At 54.1% G+C, this 16,546-nt stretch carries 15 protein-coding genes; 8 read left to right on the forward strand and 7 right to left on the reverse strand.

The features are described from left to right. The first annotated feature begins 156 nt into the window (after positions 1-156). Complete coding sequence (locus tag LBR61_03960) at positions 157-726, forward strand: 6-carboxytetrahydropterin synthase (GenBank protein ID MDR1731229.1); 570 nt, start codon at positions 157-159, stop codon at positions 724-726. Between the two features lie 88 nt (positions 727-814). On the opposite strand, the gene LBR61_03965 is transcribed toward LBR61_03960, so the two are convergent. Beyond that, complete coding sequence (locus LBR61_03965) at positions 815-1,375, reverse strand: site-specific integrase (protein MDR1731230.1); 561 nt, start codon at positions 1,373-1,375, stop codon at positions 815-817. Positions 1,376-1,804: 429 nt separating this feature from the next. Between LBR61_03965 and LBR61_03970 the strand changes: the two genes are divergently transcribed. Further along, positions 1,805-2,425 carry a peroxiredoxin gene (locus tag LBR61_03970; protein MDR1731231.1) on the forward strand — a complete coding sequence of 207 codons (621 nt, stop codon included), beginning with the start codon at positions 1,805-1,807 and terminating at the stop codon, positions 2,423-2,425. A 124-nt stretch (positions 2,426-2,549) separates the two neighbouring features. Here the strand turns inward: LBR61_03970 and citF are convergent, their stop codons facing one another. The 6 genes from citF to LBR61_04000 form a co-directional block, all read right to left on the reverse strand. Beyond that, a complete protein-coding gene (gene citF, locus LBR61_03975; protein ID MDR1731232.1) occupies positions 2,550-4,097 on the reverse strand; it encodes a citrate lyase subunit alpha in 1,548 nt (515 codons plus the stop codon). Next, positions 4,094-5,014, reverse strand: coding sequence for a CoA ester lyase (locus tag LBR61_03980; protein ID MDR1731233.1), 921 nt, complete (start codon positions 5,012-5,014; stop codon positions 4,094-4,096). The genes citF and LBR61_03980 overlap by 4 nt, the downstream gene beginning before the upstream one ends. 19 nt (positions 5,015-5,033) lie before the next feature. Further along, positions 5,034-5,309, reverse strand: coding sequence for a citrate lyase acyl carrier protein (locus LBR61_03985; protein ID MDR1731234.1), 276 nt, complete (start codon positions 5,307-5,309; stop codon positions 5,034-5,036). Next, positions 5,306-7,243 carry a TRAP transporter permease gene (locus tag LBR61_03990; protein MDR1731235.1) on the reverse strand — a complete coding sequence of 646 codons (1,938 nt, stop codon included), beginning with the start codon at positions 7,241-7,243 and terminating at the stop codon, positions 5,306-5,308. The genes LBR61_03985 and LBR61_03990 overlap by 4 nt, the downstream gene beginning before the upstream one ends. A gap of 144 nt (positions 7,244-7,387) precedes the next feature. Next, positions 7,388-8,347, reverse strand: a complete 960-nt coding sequence (locus tag LBR61_03995) for a TAXI family TRAP transporter solute-binding subunit (GenBank protein MDR1731236.1) — start codon at positions 8,345-8,347, stop codon at positions 7,388-7,390. 146 nt (positions 8,348-8,493) lie between these two features. Beyond that, positions 8,494-9,384 (reverse strand): isocitrate lyase/PEP mutase family protein, encoded by an 891-nt coding sequence (locus tag LBR61_04000; protein MDR1731237.1) that lies wholly within the window; start codon positions 9,382-9,384, stop codon positions 8,494-8,496. A gap of 135 nt (positions 9,385-9,519) precedes the next feature. Here LBR61_04000 and LBR61_04005 point away from each other — a divergent pair, with 135 nt between their 5' ends. From LBR61_04005 to LBR61_04030, 6 genes are all read left to right on the forward strand, one after another. Beyond that, the gene (locus LBR61_04005) at positions 9,520-10,305 is read left to right on the forward strand and encodes an IclR family transcriptional regulator (protein MDR1731238.1); all 786 of its coding nucleotides are present in this window, start codon (positions 9,520-9,522) and stop codon (positions 10,303-10,305) included. A gap of 318 nt (positions 10,306-10,623) precedes the next feature. Then, positions 10,624-12,795 carry a methyl-accepting chemotaxis protein gene (locus LBR61_04010; GenBank protein MDR1731239.1) on the forward strand — a complete coding sequence of 724 codons (2,172 nt, stop codon included), beginning with the start codon at positions 10,624-10,626 and terminating at the stop codon, positions 12,793-12,795. 442 nt (positions 12,796-13,237) lie between these two features. Beyond that, positions 13,238-13,552, forward strand: a complete 315-nt coding sequence (locus tag LBR61_04015; GenBank protein ID MDR1731240.1) for a DUF1904 domain-containing protein — start codon at positions 13,238-13,240, stop codon at positions 13,550-13,552. A gap of 30 nt (positions 13,553-13,582) precedes the next feature. After that, positions 13,583-14,596, forward strand: a complete 1,014-nt coding sequence (dctP, locus tag LBR61_04020) for a TRAP transporter substrate-binding protein DctP (protein ID MDR1731241.1) — start codon at positions 13,583-13,585, stop codon at positions 14,594-14,596. Between the two features lie 76 nt (positions 14,597-14,672). Beyond that, on the forward strand, positions 14,673-15,200 hold the full coding sequence (locus LBR61_04025) for a TRAP transporter small permease (GenBank protein MDR1731242.1): 528 nt from the start codon (positions 14,673-14,675) through the stop codon (positions 15,198-15,200). Beyond that, entirely contained in the window at positions 15,191-16,501 is a 1,311-nt protein-coding gene (locus LBR61_04030; protein MDR1731243.1) for a TRAP transporter large permease, read from the forward strand. Before LBR61_04025 ends, LBR61_04030 begins: the two co-directional genes overlap by 10 nt. The last annotated feature ends 45 nt before the right edge of the window (positions 16,502-16,546 follow it).

Consider the following 16,546-nt stretch of genomic DNA (forward strand, 5'->3'; position numbering starts at 1 on the left):
AGCTTCCCTGACTTTAGAAAGGTGATCTGTGAAGAATGCCAAAATACTGGTATATCGGGAGTACTGGCAGGATTGCCCTGCTTAAATACGTGTGCTGCGGGAGCACGAAGACATCCCGCAAATATATTGCAAATATATTGAAGGAGGAGAATGGTTATGAGAAGTTTCACAACGCTGGACCTGCAATACGCTCACAGATTTTACGGATTCAAAGGTGAAGCCCAGTATTTGCACGGGCACACGGGGATACTGACGCTTGAGGTCGAGGATACCATCAACGCGGGCGTCAATATGGTTTTTCCCTGCAACGAAATTAAGAAAACCGCCTGGGAAGTTTTACAAAACTTTGACCACGCACTGATTCTCAGAGAGGACGACCCGCTGCTTCCCGCGATTCTTGGCGTTTACGAGACACAGGGCATCAAGGACGGAGCACCGAGCAATAAACAGAAAGGCCCCGCTTTCAAAACGGAGCTTGCGACAGCGTATCCCGAATGTCGTTTGGTGGTCACGAAAGAAACGATGACCGTTGAGGGCATGATTAAGATCGTTTACGATTTGCTTAAAGACAAGCTGAATATTGTTAAAATCACCTTCACGAGCGGAGTAAACGGCGCTGTGCAGGAATACAGCGAAAAACACCAGAAAGAACAGGACCGTTGCCCGTTGTGCGGAATTGCTCTGAACAAAGACGGCGTGTGTCCAAAATGCGGTTACAGGAAATAGTCGAAAGGTCATAAATCCAGGCAGTGTCATTAAAAAGCTGCAGGACTGGCGGGAATTGCGATCATGTTCCCGCCAGTCTCTTTTTCGGTTACAGGTTCAAACGCATATAGGCGTTGTCGATATCGTCCTGCTCAATGCCGATGTATCGCAGAGTGTCCACGCTCATGGAGTGGTTCAGGAGCTTCTGGACCAGCCCCAGATCTCCCGTACGGCGGTATACGTGATACCCGAAGGTTTTTCTCAAAGTGTGGGTGCCGATGGCATCCAGTCCCACATCCCGGGCGACGTCGGAGAGAATGCGCCAGGCCTGTACTCTGGAAATGGGCCTTGCGCCTCTGGCCGATGCGAAAAGAAACTCGGTGTCATCCATCTCGTCTGTCAGACAGCTTTTCAGCGTTCGAGTGACCGAGAAATTCAGGGGAAAGCGTTTTATCTTTCCCGTTTTGGCCTCCTGAAGGTAAAGGCAGGTGCGCAGCTGCCCATTGTCGTTACGAACATCCCGCACCGTAAGAGACAGGAGGTCGCCGATTCGAAGCGCGGTGTTGATGCCCATCACGAAAAGCAGCAAATCCCGAGGATTTTTTCCCCGGAGGATCCGTTTCATCGACTTGATTTTGCCTGTGCTGCGAATGGGTTCCACAATCCTCATTTTTCATCCTCTGCAGTCTGGAGTTTTGTGTCTTAGAGAGCTCTCTGTCTTCGCCGCGACGAATCTACTATCTCACATCCGATATATTTTTACCTCCGAAAAACAAAGTATTTTTATTAAAAAAATATGAAAAATATAGTTATAAAAAGATTTTTCTTGTATATATCGTATTTATTCGTTTATTAGTAAAAATTTAAAATAATAATTAACATGGATATTAGTCAGAGATTGGATTGTATAGAAAAAAATTGATTTGCCGACAGATATAATAATAAGCAGAAAAAGACGAGGAATAATGTTTCTCAGGTCATATTGTTTGACATGCAATACATAATGAAATATGATTTACCTGTACGAAGGGACGGAGCGTTCGAAACGTCCCCTCGGGAATATGAAGTCGAAAATAGTCGATAATCAGGAGGTATTACTGTGGATTGTTGTAACAGCAGGGCGCGTATAGGACAGGCCGCTCCGGAATTTTCCGCGGAAGGTTTTTCAGCGGTGGAGGACGGTTTTCACCATTACGCGCTCTCCGAATGCAAAGGGAAGTGGGTTTTGCTCTTTTTCTATCCGGGGGACTTTACATATGTATGTCCAACCGAACTTCAATCCCTGGCGGAGTATAAAAAGGATTTCGAGGAACTTGGAGTGCAGGTTTTTCTCATAAGCACGGACAGTCGTTATTCTCACAAGCAGTGGAATCAGTACGAACTGTCGAAGATGATCGACGGAGGAATGCCCTACGCGATGCTGCCCGACCAGACGGGCGCCCTTGGCAGGCCTTATGATTTCTACGATGAAAGCGCGGGCGTGGACCTTCGAGGGACGGTGGTCATCGATCCCGACGGAGTCGTTCAGCTCATTTACGCCAACGCTCCCGCCATCGGACGTCATCCCGGAGAGATCGTGCGCTGCATTCGCGCACTCAGGGAATACCGCGACAACGGCAATGTAGTTCCCGCCTGCTGGATTCCGGGGCTGGAAACCATCGATCCCTCCTATGAAAATTCGGGAAGAGTCTGGGAGACGTACAAATCGAAGAAAAAGTAATCTCTTTTTTCAATAAATTAGTCTGATAAACGAAAAACAGATGAAGCTGCGGAGGAAATTTTCTTCTGCGGCTTTATCTGTTTTGATGACAGCACAATAATTTATAATCGAAAGCAAATTGGTTTCATTTCACCTGTCGAATCACGTCGAGGACGCTTCCGTCCCGCCATTCCAGAACGGCGACGATGCGTTCCTCTGTCTCCAACGGGTCCATGGGGCCGGAAATACGCAGAGCCTTTTCGATCAGTTCATCCATGGAAACCACAGGAACGTCCCGCGCTTCCTTTATACACTCCAGAAGGTCCTGACGGCGGGGGTTGATCGTTGCCCCGTACTCCGTGACAAGAACGTCGATCGCTTCCCCCGGAGTGGTGACGCAGTGAACGTTTTCCACCACGCAGGGAACACGTCCTCTCGTCAGCGGCTGGGCCACAATGGTCAGGGCGGCGCCCGCAGCCGTGTCCTGATGGCCTCCGATGCCGTGCAGAAGCATTCCGTCGCTTTCGGTGTTGACGTTGACGTTGAAATTTCTGTCAATTTCCGTGGCCCCCAGAACGACCACGTCCAGCATATTGACTGCCGCTCCGGCGTTCCAGGGGTTGGCATATTCGTCCGCCGAAATTTCACCGTGCCCGGGGTTGCGCGCCAGAGATTCGACGGCCGCCGCGTCGAAGGACTGAACGTCCAGCAGGTGCGTCAGCAGCCCTTCTTCCAGCAGATTCACGAAGAAGCCCGTTATGCCGCCCAGTCCGAAACTGCCCCGAATTCCCCTGCGGAGCATGGCTTCTCTCATGAAGGAGGTGACGGCCAGAGCGGTTCCGCTGGCTCCTGTCTGAAAGGAGATTCCCTCTCTGAAAAGGGGGGAGGTTTCGATAACTCCGGCTGCATAGCGGGCGATCATGAGGTGCAGGGGGTCCTTTGTCACGGCAGTGCTGCCTGAAACGATCCCTTTAGGGTCGCCGATGGAGGGAATTTCCACGACGAAATCCGTATAAACCTGAGAAATGGAGGCGGGGACGAGAAGGCCGGGCAGCAGGTTGTCCGTAACGCCCACGACGCAGTCGGCGTATTCCGCGTCGGTGCGGGCGTATCCCAGCGGTCCGCAGGCGGATTTCCCCGTTTGTCCCGAAAGATTCCCGAAACGGTCCGCCGCCGGAGCCGCGATAAACGCCACATCCACAGGAGCTTCTCCGGACATGATCGCCCGGGGACGTCCGCCGTGGCTTCTCAGAACCACGGGCGCTTCCATGCCCCCTCGGGAGATCATTCGCCCCAGAGCGCCGTTGACAGACCCCATGATCTTGCGGATCACCCCTGACCGGATGTGGTTCAGAAGGGGTTCGTGGACCGGAAAAAGCGCCGTTGGAAAAAGCGTCAGGTCCCGGATTCCCATTCGGGCGCAGACCTCCAGCACGGCGTTGATCACGTGATCTCCGTTGCGGAGATGGTGGTGAAAGGAGATCGTCATCCCGCTTTGCAGACCGGAAGCAGCGACGGCGTCTTCAAGGCTTCGGAGGACCTTTCCGCTTTTCCCTCCGGGACGAAAAATCCGCCCTCTCCGGCGACCGGCGGGCCGGCGTCCCTCCAGTCCCGTCCAGGGAATGGTCGGACCGTAGCCCTCGATGCAGGCGGGAATTTCCCGTCCCAACGCGTTTCGGGTTTTGGCGCTCATGGCCGTTTTCCCTCCTCTCCGCTCTCCATTCCGTCCTTCATCGGCGTCATCCCCGCCAGGCTCAGAAGGTAACGGGCGCGTTTAATGACGGGGACATCCACCAGTTTGCCGTCCACCGCCACGGCGCCCTGTCCTTTGCGGGCCGCTTCTTCCGCCGCGCGAAGGATGCGCAGAGAGTTTTCCGTTTCCTGCCGCGTCGGGGTGTAAACCTCATGAATAATCGGAATTTGTCCGGGGTGCAGGACGTTTTTTCCGTCAAATCCCAACTGTCGGACAAAAGCGGTTTGTTCTCTCAGGCCTTCGAGGTCGTGAATTCTCGGGTAGGCCGTGTCCAGAACGTCGACGCCGGCGGCCCGCCCCGCCACAAGAGTCATGCGACGAATCCAGTCCAGCTCGCTCTCCCCGGCAGAGCGGCTCGTCCGGAGATCCGCCGCCAGATCTTCCCCGCCGGGGGTTATGCCCGTGATTCGAGAAGAGGCCGTTGCGATGTCGAAGGCCTTCCACACCGCCTTCGCGCTTTCCAGAAGACAGAAAATCGTAAAATGTCCCGCCTTCAGCCCGTGTTTTTCTTCCAGTTCCGAGAGGGCTTCGTCCAAAAGAGACGCCATGGCGGCCGATTCCGCCTTGGGCAGGCGTATTCCGTCGACCTGAGGGTTGACTGCCGCCGCGGAGGCCACCGCCTCCAGGTCCTCGCGCCAAAACTCCGTGTCCATGCCATTGACGCGGACGGAGACTTCGCAACTCCCGAAATCCTGCCAGGAAAGGATTTTTTGCACCAAAATCCGGGCGGCATCCTTTTCTTTTTGGGGAACAGAATCCTCCAGGTCGAGAATCAGGCCGTCAGGACGGAATAAATGTCCTCGCAGAAGCATGTTCGGGTTGTTGCCGGGAAGGTACATCATCGTTCGTCTGCGCATTTCGGGCCCCTTTCGCATCTCATTCCGTTTCCTCTTCTTCCGGCCCGGACAGGCGTGCACAGGCCGTTTCGGCCCGGGCGGCCACCACCACATCCCAGGCTCCATGATCCTGCACATGAACGATTGCGTCGGTGAGGCCGAAATCCGTTAAAACCTGTCTCACGGTCCGGTCGATGGCGCTTTGAAACCGGCCGCCTCCCGATACGGTGAGAGAAACGCCGCTTCCCGAAGGCGCTTCTTCGACGACGACCATGCAGTCCATGGATTCCAGAGTTCCGGCCGTTGCGCGTCTCATTGCGTTTTCGCGGTCCCTTCCGCTCCCGTTTCGGGCTTCCCGCCGGAGCTGCGTTTTTTCCCCAGCGCGTACAGAAGCCCCAGAACCGCCAGTCCGGTGACGTCGCTCTTCCATCCGGGGATGATCATGCCCAGGGCCCCCGCCAGGGCGAGGGCTCTTTCCCAAAGGGAGAGTTTGTCGAGCAGATACCCTTCGATGCCCGCCGACAGAACGAATACGCCGATAATGGCGGTAGCCAGCGCCTGTGCGAAATCAACCCAGTTTCGCACGTTGGGCAGGAGAAGTTCGGGAGAATAAATGAACACGAACGGGATGATAAAGCCGGACAGCACCATTTTCACCGAAGTGAAGGCCGTCTGGTTGGGGTTCGCTCCGGCGATTCCCGCCGCCGTGTAGGCCCCGACGCAGACCGGGGGCGTCACCGACGAGAGAACGGCGAAGAAGAACACGAAGAAATGGACGTCCAGAGGTTTGCAGCCGATGATCGTCAGAGCCGGAGCCGCCACGGCGCTGGCCATGACGTAGCTGGCCGTCGTCGGCATCCCCATGCCCAGGATCAGGGAGATGATCATCGTCACCACAAGGGTCGGCATCAGTTTGCCGGCGGTGTAGCTCAGGATGGTGTCGCCGATGCGGAGGGCGATGCCGGTGGCTCCCATCATTCCAATGACGACTCCCACAAGGGTGCAGGCCACCGCCACGGAGAGCGCCGATTTCGAGCCCTCCTCCAGGGTGGAAATAAAGCTCCTCAGGTTCAGTCTGTCCTTTCTGTCGATGAAACTCAGGGCGACACAGGTTCCGATTCCCCAACAGGCCGAATAGAGGGGGTTGTATCCCTGCACCAGAAAATAAATGATGACGCAAAGGGGCAGAGCCTTGTAGCCGCTCCGGATGAGCACCTCGGAAACTTTGGGCAGAGAGCTTTTATCCAGTCCTTTCAGATTCAGTTTCGAGGCCTGGAGACTGAGACAGCACCATATCCCCCAAAAGTAGAGCAGGGCCGGAACCACAGACGCCGAGACCACCCGAATGTAGGGAACTCCGATGGAGTCCGCGATGATGAAGGCGGCCGACCCCAGTACGGGGGGCATGATCTGACCTCCGGTGGAGGCCGCCGCCTCCACGGCTCCGGCGTAGAACGAGGGATAACCGATTTTTTTCATGAGCGGGATCGTAAAAGCGCCTGTGGTCGCCACGTTTGCCGAAGTGCTGCCGCTTATGGTTCCCATCAGAGCGCTGGAAATCACGGCGATTTTGGCCGGGCCGCCTTTTTTGTGGCCGGTGAGAGCCATGGAAATGTCGTTGAAGAAACTTGAAGTTCCCGTGGAGCTCAGGAACGACCCGAACAGGATGAAAAGATAGATGTAGGTGGCTGAAACACCCGCCACCAGCCCAAACAGCCCGTCCGTGGTCAGGTACAGCTCCTCAATGATGCGGGGCACGGAGAGCCCGAAATGCCGGAACAGCGTTGGCATGGAGCGTCCATAATAGGCAAAAAACAGGAAGAACGCGCAGAAGATCGGCAGCGGGTAACCCAGAACGCGCCGCGCCGCCTCGAACACGAGCAGTATCATCAGCGCCCCCAGGTAGAGCTCCAGTGTTGTGTAGGTTCCCGAGCGCCGGGCTATTTCCTCGTACATGATGAAAACGTACAGGGTGGAGGCCGCCGCCGCTATGGCGAGCACCCAGTCCAGGACGGTCGGTTTGTCGAAGGGCGAGCGTTTTGTGGCCGGGTAGAGCAGAAAAATCAGAAACAGAACCAGCGCGATGTGAAAACTTCTCTGCTGCATTGCGGGCAGAAGTCCGAAGGCCGAAGTGTACAAATGGAAAACAGCCAGGATGACGGTGACGACAGTTATTAAAATCCCCAGTTTCCCTCCGGGGTTTCGTCGTTTGCCACGTTTTGCGGGGGCCTGTGCCTCCGTTGCGGACATTGCCTCATCTCCTCCCTGAAGTTCGCCGGAAGGCCGCATGTGAGCCTCCCGACGATTTTAAAAGTGTAATGAACGTAAAGAGAAATGAATGTAATGAGAAGATCGAAAAATCCCCGATGATTTTTATTCGATTTTATTCTTTTTTTATTCTTTGATGAGTCCCTGTTCCGCGTAATATTTCTTTGCCCCCGGATGCAGCGGGACGGCCATTCCCGAAAGCGCCATCTGCAGGTTGAACCCGGCGAAATAGTTCAGGCGTTCCGCGAGAAATTTGTTGTTTTCGTGGAGCATTTTCGTGATTTTGTAAATGACCTCATCCGGCATATCGGCGTAGGTCAAAAGCGATCCCACCGCCGCGGGGACGGGAATGCTCTGGTCATAACCGCTGTACGTTCCGGCGGGAATCTCCGCTTTGGCGTAGTGAGGGAATTTTTGTACCAGTTCATTGAGCTTGTCGTCTTCAAGCCCGATCAGGCCCACTTTTCCGGATCGGACCATTGAGTCCACCTGGGCGTTGGGGGCGTTTGTGGTCCAGATATGTCCCTGGCTGTCGCCCACCGTAAGGGCCTCCTCGACCTCCGCGCGTCCGAACCTCTGAATGTTGACGTCTTTGTCCTCGATGCCGTAAATGGACAGAAATTCGCGGCTGTTGACCTCGATACCGCCGCCCACGGGGCCGTAATCCACGCGCTTGCCTTTGAAGTCCGCCAGGCTTTTGATCCCCGCTTCCTTATTGACCAGGATGTGGGCCGGCATGAGGTAGATTGCGGTAACGTACCTCAGGCTTTTGATGGGTTCAGGGAAGGACTCGTTGCCGCCGTTCCATGCGTCGTTGACCGTGGAGGACTGAACCATCCCCAGCTCCATCTCCTTCTTACCGAGGTTGATGCAGTTTTTGACGGAGCCTCCGGTGATAGCCGTAAAGTTGATGTCCTTCATCACCTGAGTGCCGAGTTGAGCGATGGTGCTGCCGATCAGGTAAAAGCCGCCGCCCACGCTGCTCGTCCCGATGCGCACGAAGACGTCCTCCGCCGCCGCCGCGCCGGAAATGGTCAGAACCAGCAAAACAGCCAATGCACACGCTCTGAAAGTACCCTTCTTCATTTCTTCCTTCGCCTCCTTATGAAATAAGTCCTGCCGTTTTTGAGAAAGCTGTCCCTCGACAGCCGAAGTCCGGATCGAAACTGGAGTGAAACCCGGAAGAGCGATACTCATCTAAACTTTTTGTTTTTAATTTCCAGTGTTTAATTTCAATTAATGAACTCCGGAAGAAACTCTTTTTCCAGATTTCTGAACTGAGGAACGCCGACGACTTCCTTGAACTCGTCGAAGTCCGCCACCAGGTCTTTGCGTCCGGTGGCCAGGCGTCCGCCCCGGATGGCCTCCAGGTAGTTCTGGATTCCCCGCATGGCGGCGAAGGTGGTGCCCGTGGGGACGCTGACCCGGGCCACGCCCATGGCGGCGAGCTCATCAAGAGGAATGAGAGGTGTCTTCCCGCCCTCCACCAGGTCGAAGAGGTTGATGCTGATCAGACAGTCGATTTCTTTCGCGGCCCGGGCGATCTCTTCCCGGCTGCGGGGGGCCTCGACGAAAATCATGTCGGCGCCCGCCTGAGCGTAGGCGTTGGCCCGCCGGATGGCCTCGTCGATTCCCGCCACGGCGATGGCGTCGGTTCGGGCGTTGATGATGAAGTCCGCGTCGAGAGCGTCGCGAACTTTTTTGCAGGCTTTGATTTTGAGCACCATTTCTTCGGCGGGAACGACGGTTTTGCCCTCAATGTGTCCGCAGCGCTTCGGGAAAACCTGATCTTCGATGTTCATTCCGGCGGCCCCCGCCAGGATGATCTGTTCCGTCACGCGCATGGCGTTGATGGCGTTGCCGAATCCGGTGTCCGCGTCGGCCATGACGGGGATGTTCACCGATTGGATGATGTTGCCGGTGATATGCATCATTTCGGTATACGTCAGAAATGCCATATCCGGAAGGCCCAGCAGCGTGGCCGCTAGGCCGAAACCGCTGACCTGGATGATCTCGAATTGGGCTCTTTCGATGAGTTTCGCCGATAGAACGTCGTGGCATCCAATAGCGGGTGTTGCCTTTTTTCTGTCGAGAATGGCGCGAAGCTGGGTCGTTTTTTTCATGTTCTCCGGTCTCCATTTCCATAATTTGGATATTGATTCTAGAATGTGGTATAATACAAATTATAAGATAAAAATTTTTTCGGTCAAGATAGTTCGATCAGATAATTCGATCAAAATGTCAGGGAGATTTTTGAAATGAAAATAGCGAGGGAGGACGGCACGTCTTCGCTGAGAAAGGCGATTGGCGTGCTGAAGTGTTTTTCCGAGGAACGCAGGGAGCTTTCGATGACGGACGTGGCCCATGCTCTGGCCCTGCCTCCCGCCACCGCCGCCAGAATCCTCGGCGCGCTGGTCGAAGAGGGTCTTTTGGAGCGGGATGAGCGCAGCAAACGGTATCAGTTGGGCATACAGTGTCTGCGTATGGGAAAGATTGCGAACCTTTCCGGCACATTACGCGTCTGCGCCCGGCCTTTTATGGAAAAATTGCGGGACCGGTTCGACGAAACGGTCAATTTATACGTAAGGGAAGGTCGGGTTCGGATTTGTTACGCCCAGTGCGAGACCACCTCGACGCTGCGGCGGTCCATCCCCCTGGGATCGAGGTTTCCCCTTGCGGCCGGGGCGGCGGGGCGCTGCCTTCTGGCCTGGATGCCGCCGGAGTTCATTCGCGAGGTCATGGAGGATTTGTCTCCCTTCACTGAAAACACGGTGACGGAGAGAGCGCGTTTTCTGGAGCTTTTGGAGGAGACGAAGCGCAATCTCTTCACGATCAGCCGAGCGGAGAGAGAAAGGGGCGTCCTTGCCATCGCCTCTCCCGTTTTCGACGCGCCGGGTTCCGTTCGCGCCAGCCTGAGCATTGCGGGGCCGGCCAGCCGCTTCACGGATGCGATTATCGAAGAAATGATCGTCATGCTGAAGCAGGTCGCCGTCGAATTTTCTGAGCTTCTCTCCAGTGGGAAAAAAGCGGAGGGCGAAAGGTAAAATCCTTTTTCGGCGACCTCGGGGCATATCGAAGACGAACCCGCTGAACACCTGACACACCGGCAGATTTCCGGAAAAGCCCCCCTTCGATTTTCCATAAAAATGTGAAAATTATATTTCCATGCAAAATATTCTGTCGTAGAATCCCATTTTTGTTGTAAAATTCATTTCAAAGAGATTTTTGACTCATATTTTCAATGTTCCGGGACAGCGTTTTTAACTTTGAATTCAGTGAAATTTGTTGACGCAGGTGATGCGATAATGAATATTCCCGCTTTTTGGCATGGGAAATTTTGGTAATCAAGGGAGATGCAGATAATGAAGAATTTGCGTATGACTTCAAAATTGATGTTGGGTTTCGGAATTGTGTTAGTGGTATTTACTGTAGCGGTCGTTCTGACCTGGATAAACCTGAAGAAACTTACAGACGGAAGTACGTTTCTTCAGGACAGCGTCGTCCCGGCGATGCAGTATATGAGCAGTATCAACAGCGATGCTTACGAGCTTTTCCTGACTGTCAGAGAAACGCAGTACACGGAAACCGCCGAGTCCATAGCCGATGACGACAAGAAAATCGCGGTTCTGGAGAAAAGTCTGGCGAACATGGAGGATCTCGGCGCGAAATATCCCACCATGCAGTCCCCGAAAATGGTCAGAGATTCGATTCTGCCCGTTCACAAAAACTATGTGGATATTGTAGAGAAGGTTCATGCCGCCATTGCGAAAAAAGATAAAGGTCGGGCCGCGCTGGGCAAGGCGGGATCGGATGTCTACGAGAGCCTCAAAAAGGCGCTGGACAGTTTTTACAATACTATGAAAAACTCTAACTTGAGCGATGCCAAAGCTCAGGAGCGGGTGGATAATCTCTACCGCGTCAGCAAAATGCTGGCGGACGCCGTAGAGATGCGGCGGGAACTCGTAGTGGCCGTGGACGTGGCTCATGACGTCAAAGCGATGCGCGAGACGGGAGAAATTGCAAAAAGTATTCAGCAGGCGGCCCAGACCGTGCTCGACCTGGTGGAGGACCCGGAACGTCAAAATCTCATGAAAAGTATACTGAGTCAGCTCAGCGGCTATTCCGAAGATCTGGAAAATCTGATAAAGGCCTATGAAGAGCTGAACGGCCTGAACGAGGCCCGTAAACCGGTGATGCTCAGCTATAACACAGAAACCTCGAAAATTGCCGGCTTCGCTCAGGATACGGTCAAGACCGTCGCCGGAACCAGCCTTACCGAGCTGAACACCACCACCATCGTCCTGTTGGCCTCCGCCGCGCTGGCCATCGTATTGGGGCTTTTGATCGCCTTCTTCATCTCCCGGTCTATTTCCAAGCCCCTCAATACCATCGTGGACCTGGCGAAACGCTGCCAGGAGGGCGATATGACCATTCAAAGGGCGGACTTCGGTTATGAGGGCAAAGATGAGCTGGGGAACCTGGTGGGAGCCATGTCCGAGATGATCATCACTCAGGAGGCCGCGATGCAGAACGTCGTGTCCGTCGCGGACGCCGTGGGGAACGGCGCGAACAGCCTTTCCGCCATAGCCGAGGAAACGAACGCCTCCATGGAAGAGGTGAAGGCCTCCCTCGACCAGGTCGCGTCCCTGAGCCAGAGCAACGGAGCGGCCCTTGAGGAAAGCAACGCGGGAGTGGAGGAAATGAGCGCGGGCGCGGATACCGTGGCGCAGTCCTCCACGGAGAGCGCCTCGTTTATCGCCCAGACGACGGAGGCCTCCGGCAAGGCCATTGAGACGGTAAACGCCGTGATCGAGGGAATGAAGAACGCGGACAAAAACTCCAGAGAAAGCGAAGCTAAAATACGGGAGCTTGTGTCCTCCGTGGAAAACGTCAGCAGCTTTGTTTCGGTCATTACAGGCATTGCCGATCAGACGAACCTTTTGGCTCTGAACGCGGCCATTGAGGCGGCCCGCGCCGGAGAGGTGGGACGCGGATTCGCCGTGGTGGCGGAGGAAGTGCGGAAGCTGGCTGAGGAGTCCGCCCGGGCGGCCCAGAACGTCAACGGCATCATCGTAGAGCTTCAGAAACAGGCTCAGGAAAGCATTTCCGCCACCACCGAGGCCGGAAAGGCTCTGAGCGAAACCCTGACCCAGGCGTCAGAGGCGCAGAAGCAGCTGGACGATGCCCTGAAGCAGATCAACAAGGCCAACGATTCGATCCAGAACATCGCCGCGGTGGCGCAGGAGCAGGCCGCTTCCAGCAAAGAGGTTGCCACGGCCATCGACAACGCCACCAAATCCACAGTGGAAATGGCGGACACGGTCTCCAATATTCAGCACGCCACGGAGGAGACGGCAAAAGCCGCCCAGGGCGTGGCTGAACAGGCCGAGTCCATGAGCGAAAACGCCCAGTCCCTGACGGAAGCGCTGTCCCATTTCAAACTGCGGACAAGCAAAGCCAAAACCGACGCGGTGAACAGTGCGAACAGCAATACGAAAAACGCGAAGAAAGCACCGCTGAAACTGAAAGCCTGAAAACTGCAGACCAGAAATTAAAAGAAGCGAAAAACCTGGGGGGAACGGTGGCTTTTGTCCGTCGTTCCCCCTGGATTTTTGGAAGTCCTTCTCCGCGCGGCGCCTTTGCAGCATGATGCAGAAATCTTTCATCCAGAAGGTCGGATGGGCGAATCAAATCTCCCCGAAGTTTATTTTTTAATAAATATAAAAATTTTTCCTTTCACTTATTGACAACTTTTGCATTTGGGGTAAGATGACCTTACCTCATTTCATGTTCGTGCTTTTGAGCAGTAAAGTTTGGATAGTGCTGAAAAGTGTCGCCAATGTCCACAATTTAGAAACCAATTATGCCAGGTCAGGGTACCGTTTGTGTCGATGTTCATGGAATCTCCACCATTGTAAGTTGTGGACGGTGATTTTCATAAATATAAAAATATGCCTGCCAAAAGGAGGTGAAAAAGTGCCGCACATTACGGTGAGGGGTGTCTCAAAGGAAAAATTGAAGGAGTACGCCGAAGATGTGAAGAATATTGTTGTTTCCGCTTCGGAGGTCAAAAGAGAGTACGTAAAGATTTTTTACTCGCCTGTGGAGCGCGTGGACGCAGCCGCGGAAACGGCGGTGGATGTTTACTGGATGCCGCGGACGCAGGAGCTGCGCGACAGAGTGGCCGCACAACTGACCGAATATTTTCAAAAAAAAGGTTCTCCGTTTGTACAGGTGACCTTCACTGAATTTCAGGGAAATCTGTTTTACGAAAATGGAGTCCATTATTGAGCGGTAAAAATTCAGAAGGGATGGTGCAATATGAAACGATCTCTGGGATTTCTGGTTTTTATTTGTGCGATGGCTGTGTTCCTGACGCCCGTGACGGCGTTGGGCGCGGATAATTTTACGCCGGTTGTGTTGAAGTTCGCCAATCAGCATCCCACGGATTCCATGGCCTCCATCGCGGATCGGGAGATCTGTGAGGAAGTGAAAAAAGCGACGGAGGGGCGGGTGTCTCTGGAGCTGTACACGGACAGCTCTTTGGGGGATTACACCAGCGTTTTCGAAGAAGTGATGATCGGGACAATCGCTATGGCCCATATCACGGCGGTGGAAACCTACGACCCCAGGATGTCGGGGTCGATGCTGCCCTACCTGGGCTCCAGCTACGCGGAACTGGCCAAAGCCTACAGGCCGGACAATTATTTGTTTAAAACCGTCTCGGAGAGCGCTCAGAAGCTGGGGCTTCGAACCTTCGGATTTTTCTGCGAGGGCTTCAGCGGCGTGGGTGTGTCCAAAGCGCTGACCGACGCCAACGTTCCGGTCAAAGAAAAAGGCGTGATTATCAGGGTTCCGGGGCTGGACAATTTTGCCCTTCCGGCGAAGGATCTGGGCTTCAGAACCGCGACCATCGCCTATTCCGACACCTACACCGCGATTCAGACCGGCACGGTGGGCGGCTGGTGCGGAGGACCTCCCAACCTGAACTATCTCTACTTCCGGGACGTCATCAAATATTATTATCACTATCAGATGACTCAGGAAGCGACGCAGATTCTGATAAATGAGAAAATTTTCCAGTCGCTCCTTCCGAAAGATCAGGAAGCGATAACGAAAATCATTCAGCAGAAATGCGCGGACAGCATCAAACTGGCGGAGGAAGACGACGCGAAATACATGGACATGATGAAGAAACAGGGCATCACCGTCGTGGAGTTCAGCGACGCGGAGAGGGCCATTTTCGCGGAAAGCTGCCGTAAAAACGTGTGGCCGAGCCTCGCCAAAAACACGTCGCAGGAGTTTATCGACAGTATTTTGGCCAGCATAAAATAAAAAATTTCTTTCGAACAGCGCCGGTTCAGCCCGCCTGTGTCCGGGTGGGCTGAACTGAAATCGGGCCGGGAGAGGAATGAGAATAATTAAAACGATTCTTCGGGTACTGGATGATAAATTTGAAACCGTGGCGCATTTTATTGTAATTGTTTCGGGCGTCGCGGTTTGCGCCCTGATTTTTATCGGCGCAATGATGCGGTATATCATAAAAGTCGATTTTTATGGCTCGGAAGAAATCATTCTCTTTATCGCGTTTTGGCTCTATTTCATGGGAAGCGCCCTGGCCGCGAAAAAGGGCACTCATATCAACGCGAACATGCTGAGTCTTTTTATACGTAACAAAAAAACACTGAATAAGCTGGATTTAATCAAATCCGGGCTGTGTCTGATCATGGCCCTGATGGCCACGCTGTGGAGCTTCAATTATGTGGCCTGGTCCTGGAAAATGGGGGCGAAGTCCAACGTTTTCAAGCTGCCGAACGTCATTGCGCAAATTCCGATTTTCATTTCCTTCGTGCTCTGGGATCTTTACCTGATACGGGATGTGGTGCGGGGTTTCGCGAAAATCCGCACCGCGGAAGGAGAGGGTGAATCATGCTCGTAATCACGGCCCTCATTGTGCTGCTGGTCACGATGATTATCGGCCTGCCGATCCCGCTGGCGTTTCTGGCCTCGGCGGGGAGCATCTGTCTCTTTGGAAACTACAACCCCTCTTTGCTGATGGTTTTTGGTTACAACAAGATCAACTCCATTCTGCTGCTGACCATCCCCCTGTTTGTCCTGGCCGGTTCGATTATGGACAAGGGCGGCATCGGAGAAAAGCTGATCGGAACCGTAGCGAAGGGCGTAGGCAAAATTCGGGGCGGGCTGGGGATCGTCACGGTTGTATCCTGCGCGGTTTTTGGAGCGGTTTCCGGAAGCTCTTCCGCGACCCTTTCCTGCATCGGCTCCATTATGACGCCGAGGCTGAAGGAAAACGGCTATCCGGACGGTTTGATCGGCGCGCTGATCGCCAGTTCCGGTGTTTTGGGCATCCTGATTCCCCCTTCCATGCTGATGATTCTTTACGCCTGGGCAACCGGAGAGTCAGTGCTGGCCTGCTTTTTGGCCACGATCCTGCCTGGCCTCATGCTGATCGTTCTTTTTTCCGCCGTCAACTGTTTTTACGCGATTAAAAATCCCAATATCAGGGTTTACGACAGCGTTCTGCAGCAGGCGGACCTGAGAGAGAAAAAGAGAGGAAAGCAGGAAAAGGAATTCAGCGCCATTCCGGCTCTGTTGATGCCCGTCATCATTCTGGGGTCGATTTACGGCGGCATTCTCACCGCTACGGAAGCCGCGGCGTTTTCCGTGATTTACGCCCTGCCCGTGGGAATGTTCTACTACAAAAAAATCGACAGAAAAGCCTTTAATGAAGGCCTTATTCAGGCGGGAGAAACGGCGGGCGTCATTATGACGATGCTGTTTTCGGTCATGATTTTGAGCCGGCTTTACGTGAGCGAAAATCTTCCCAAAATGATCCTCACTTTTCTGACCTCCATTTCGGAGAACCGAACAATTATTCTCGTCATGATCAATATTTTCATGATTATCCTGGGAATGCTCATGGACGACTGCTCGGCGACAATTCTGGCCGCTCCCATTCTTCTGCCCGTCATGACGGCTTTGGGGGTCAGCCCCATTCATTTCGCGGCGATTTTGGGCGTGAACATCGGCATGGGCAACGTTACTCCGCCCACGGCGCCGCTGCTGTACCTGGGAGGACGCATTTCCGGAGCGGAGGTTCGGGACATGCTGGGTCCCAATCTGGCCCTGATTATCTTCGCGTGGCTGCCGACGCTTGTGGTGACCACGTACATTCCCGCCTTCGGGCTGTTTTTGCCGAGGCTTTTCGGTTACGCCTGATCAGGGTCGATTCGCGTAAAGAAGGAAATGAAGGAAGGAAATTGA

Source organism: Synergistaceae bacterium, assembly GCA_031272035.1.
Taxonomy (GTDB): Bacteria; Synergistota; Synergistia; order Synergistales; family Aminobacteriaceae; genus JAISSA01.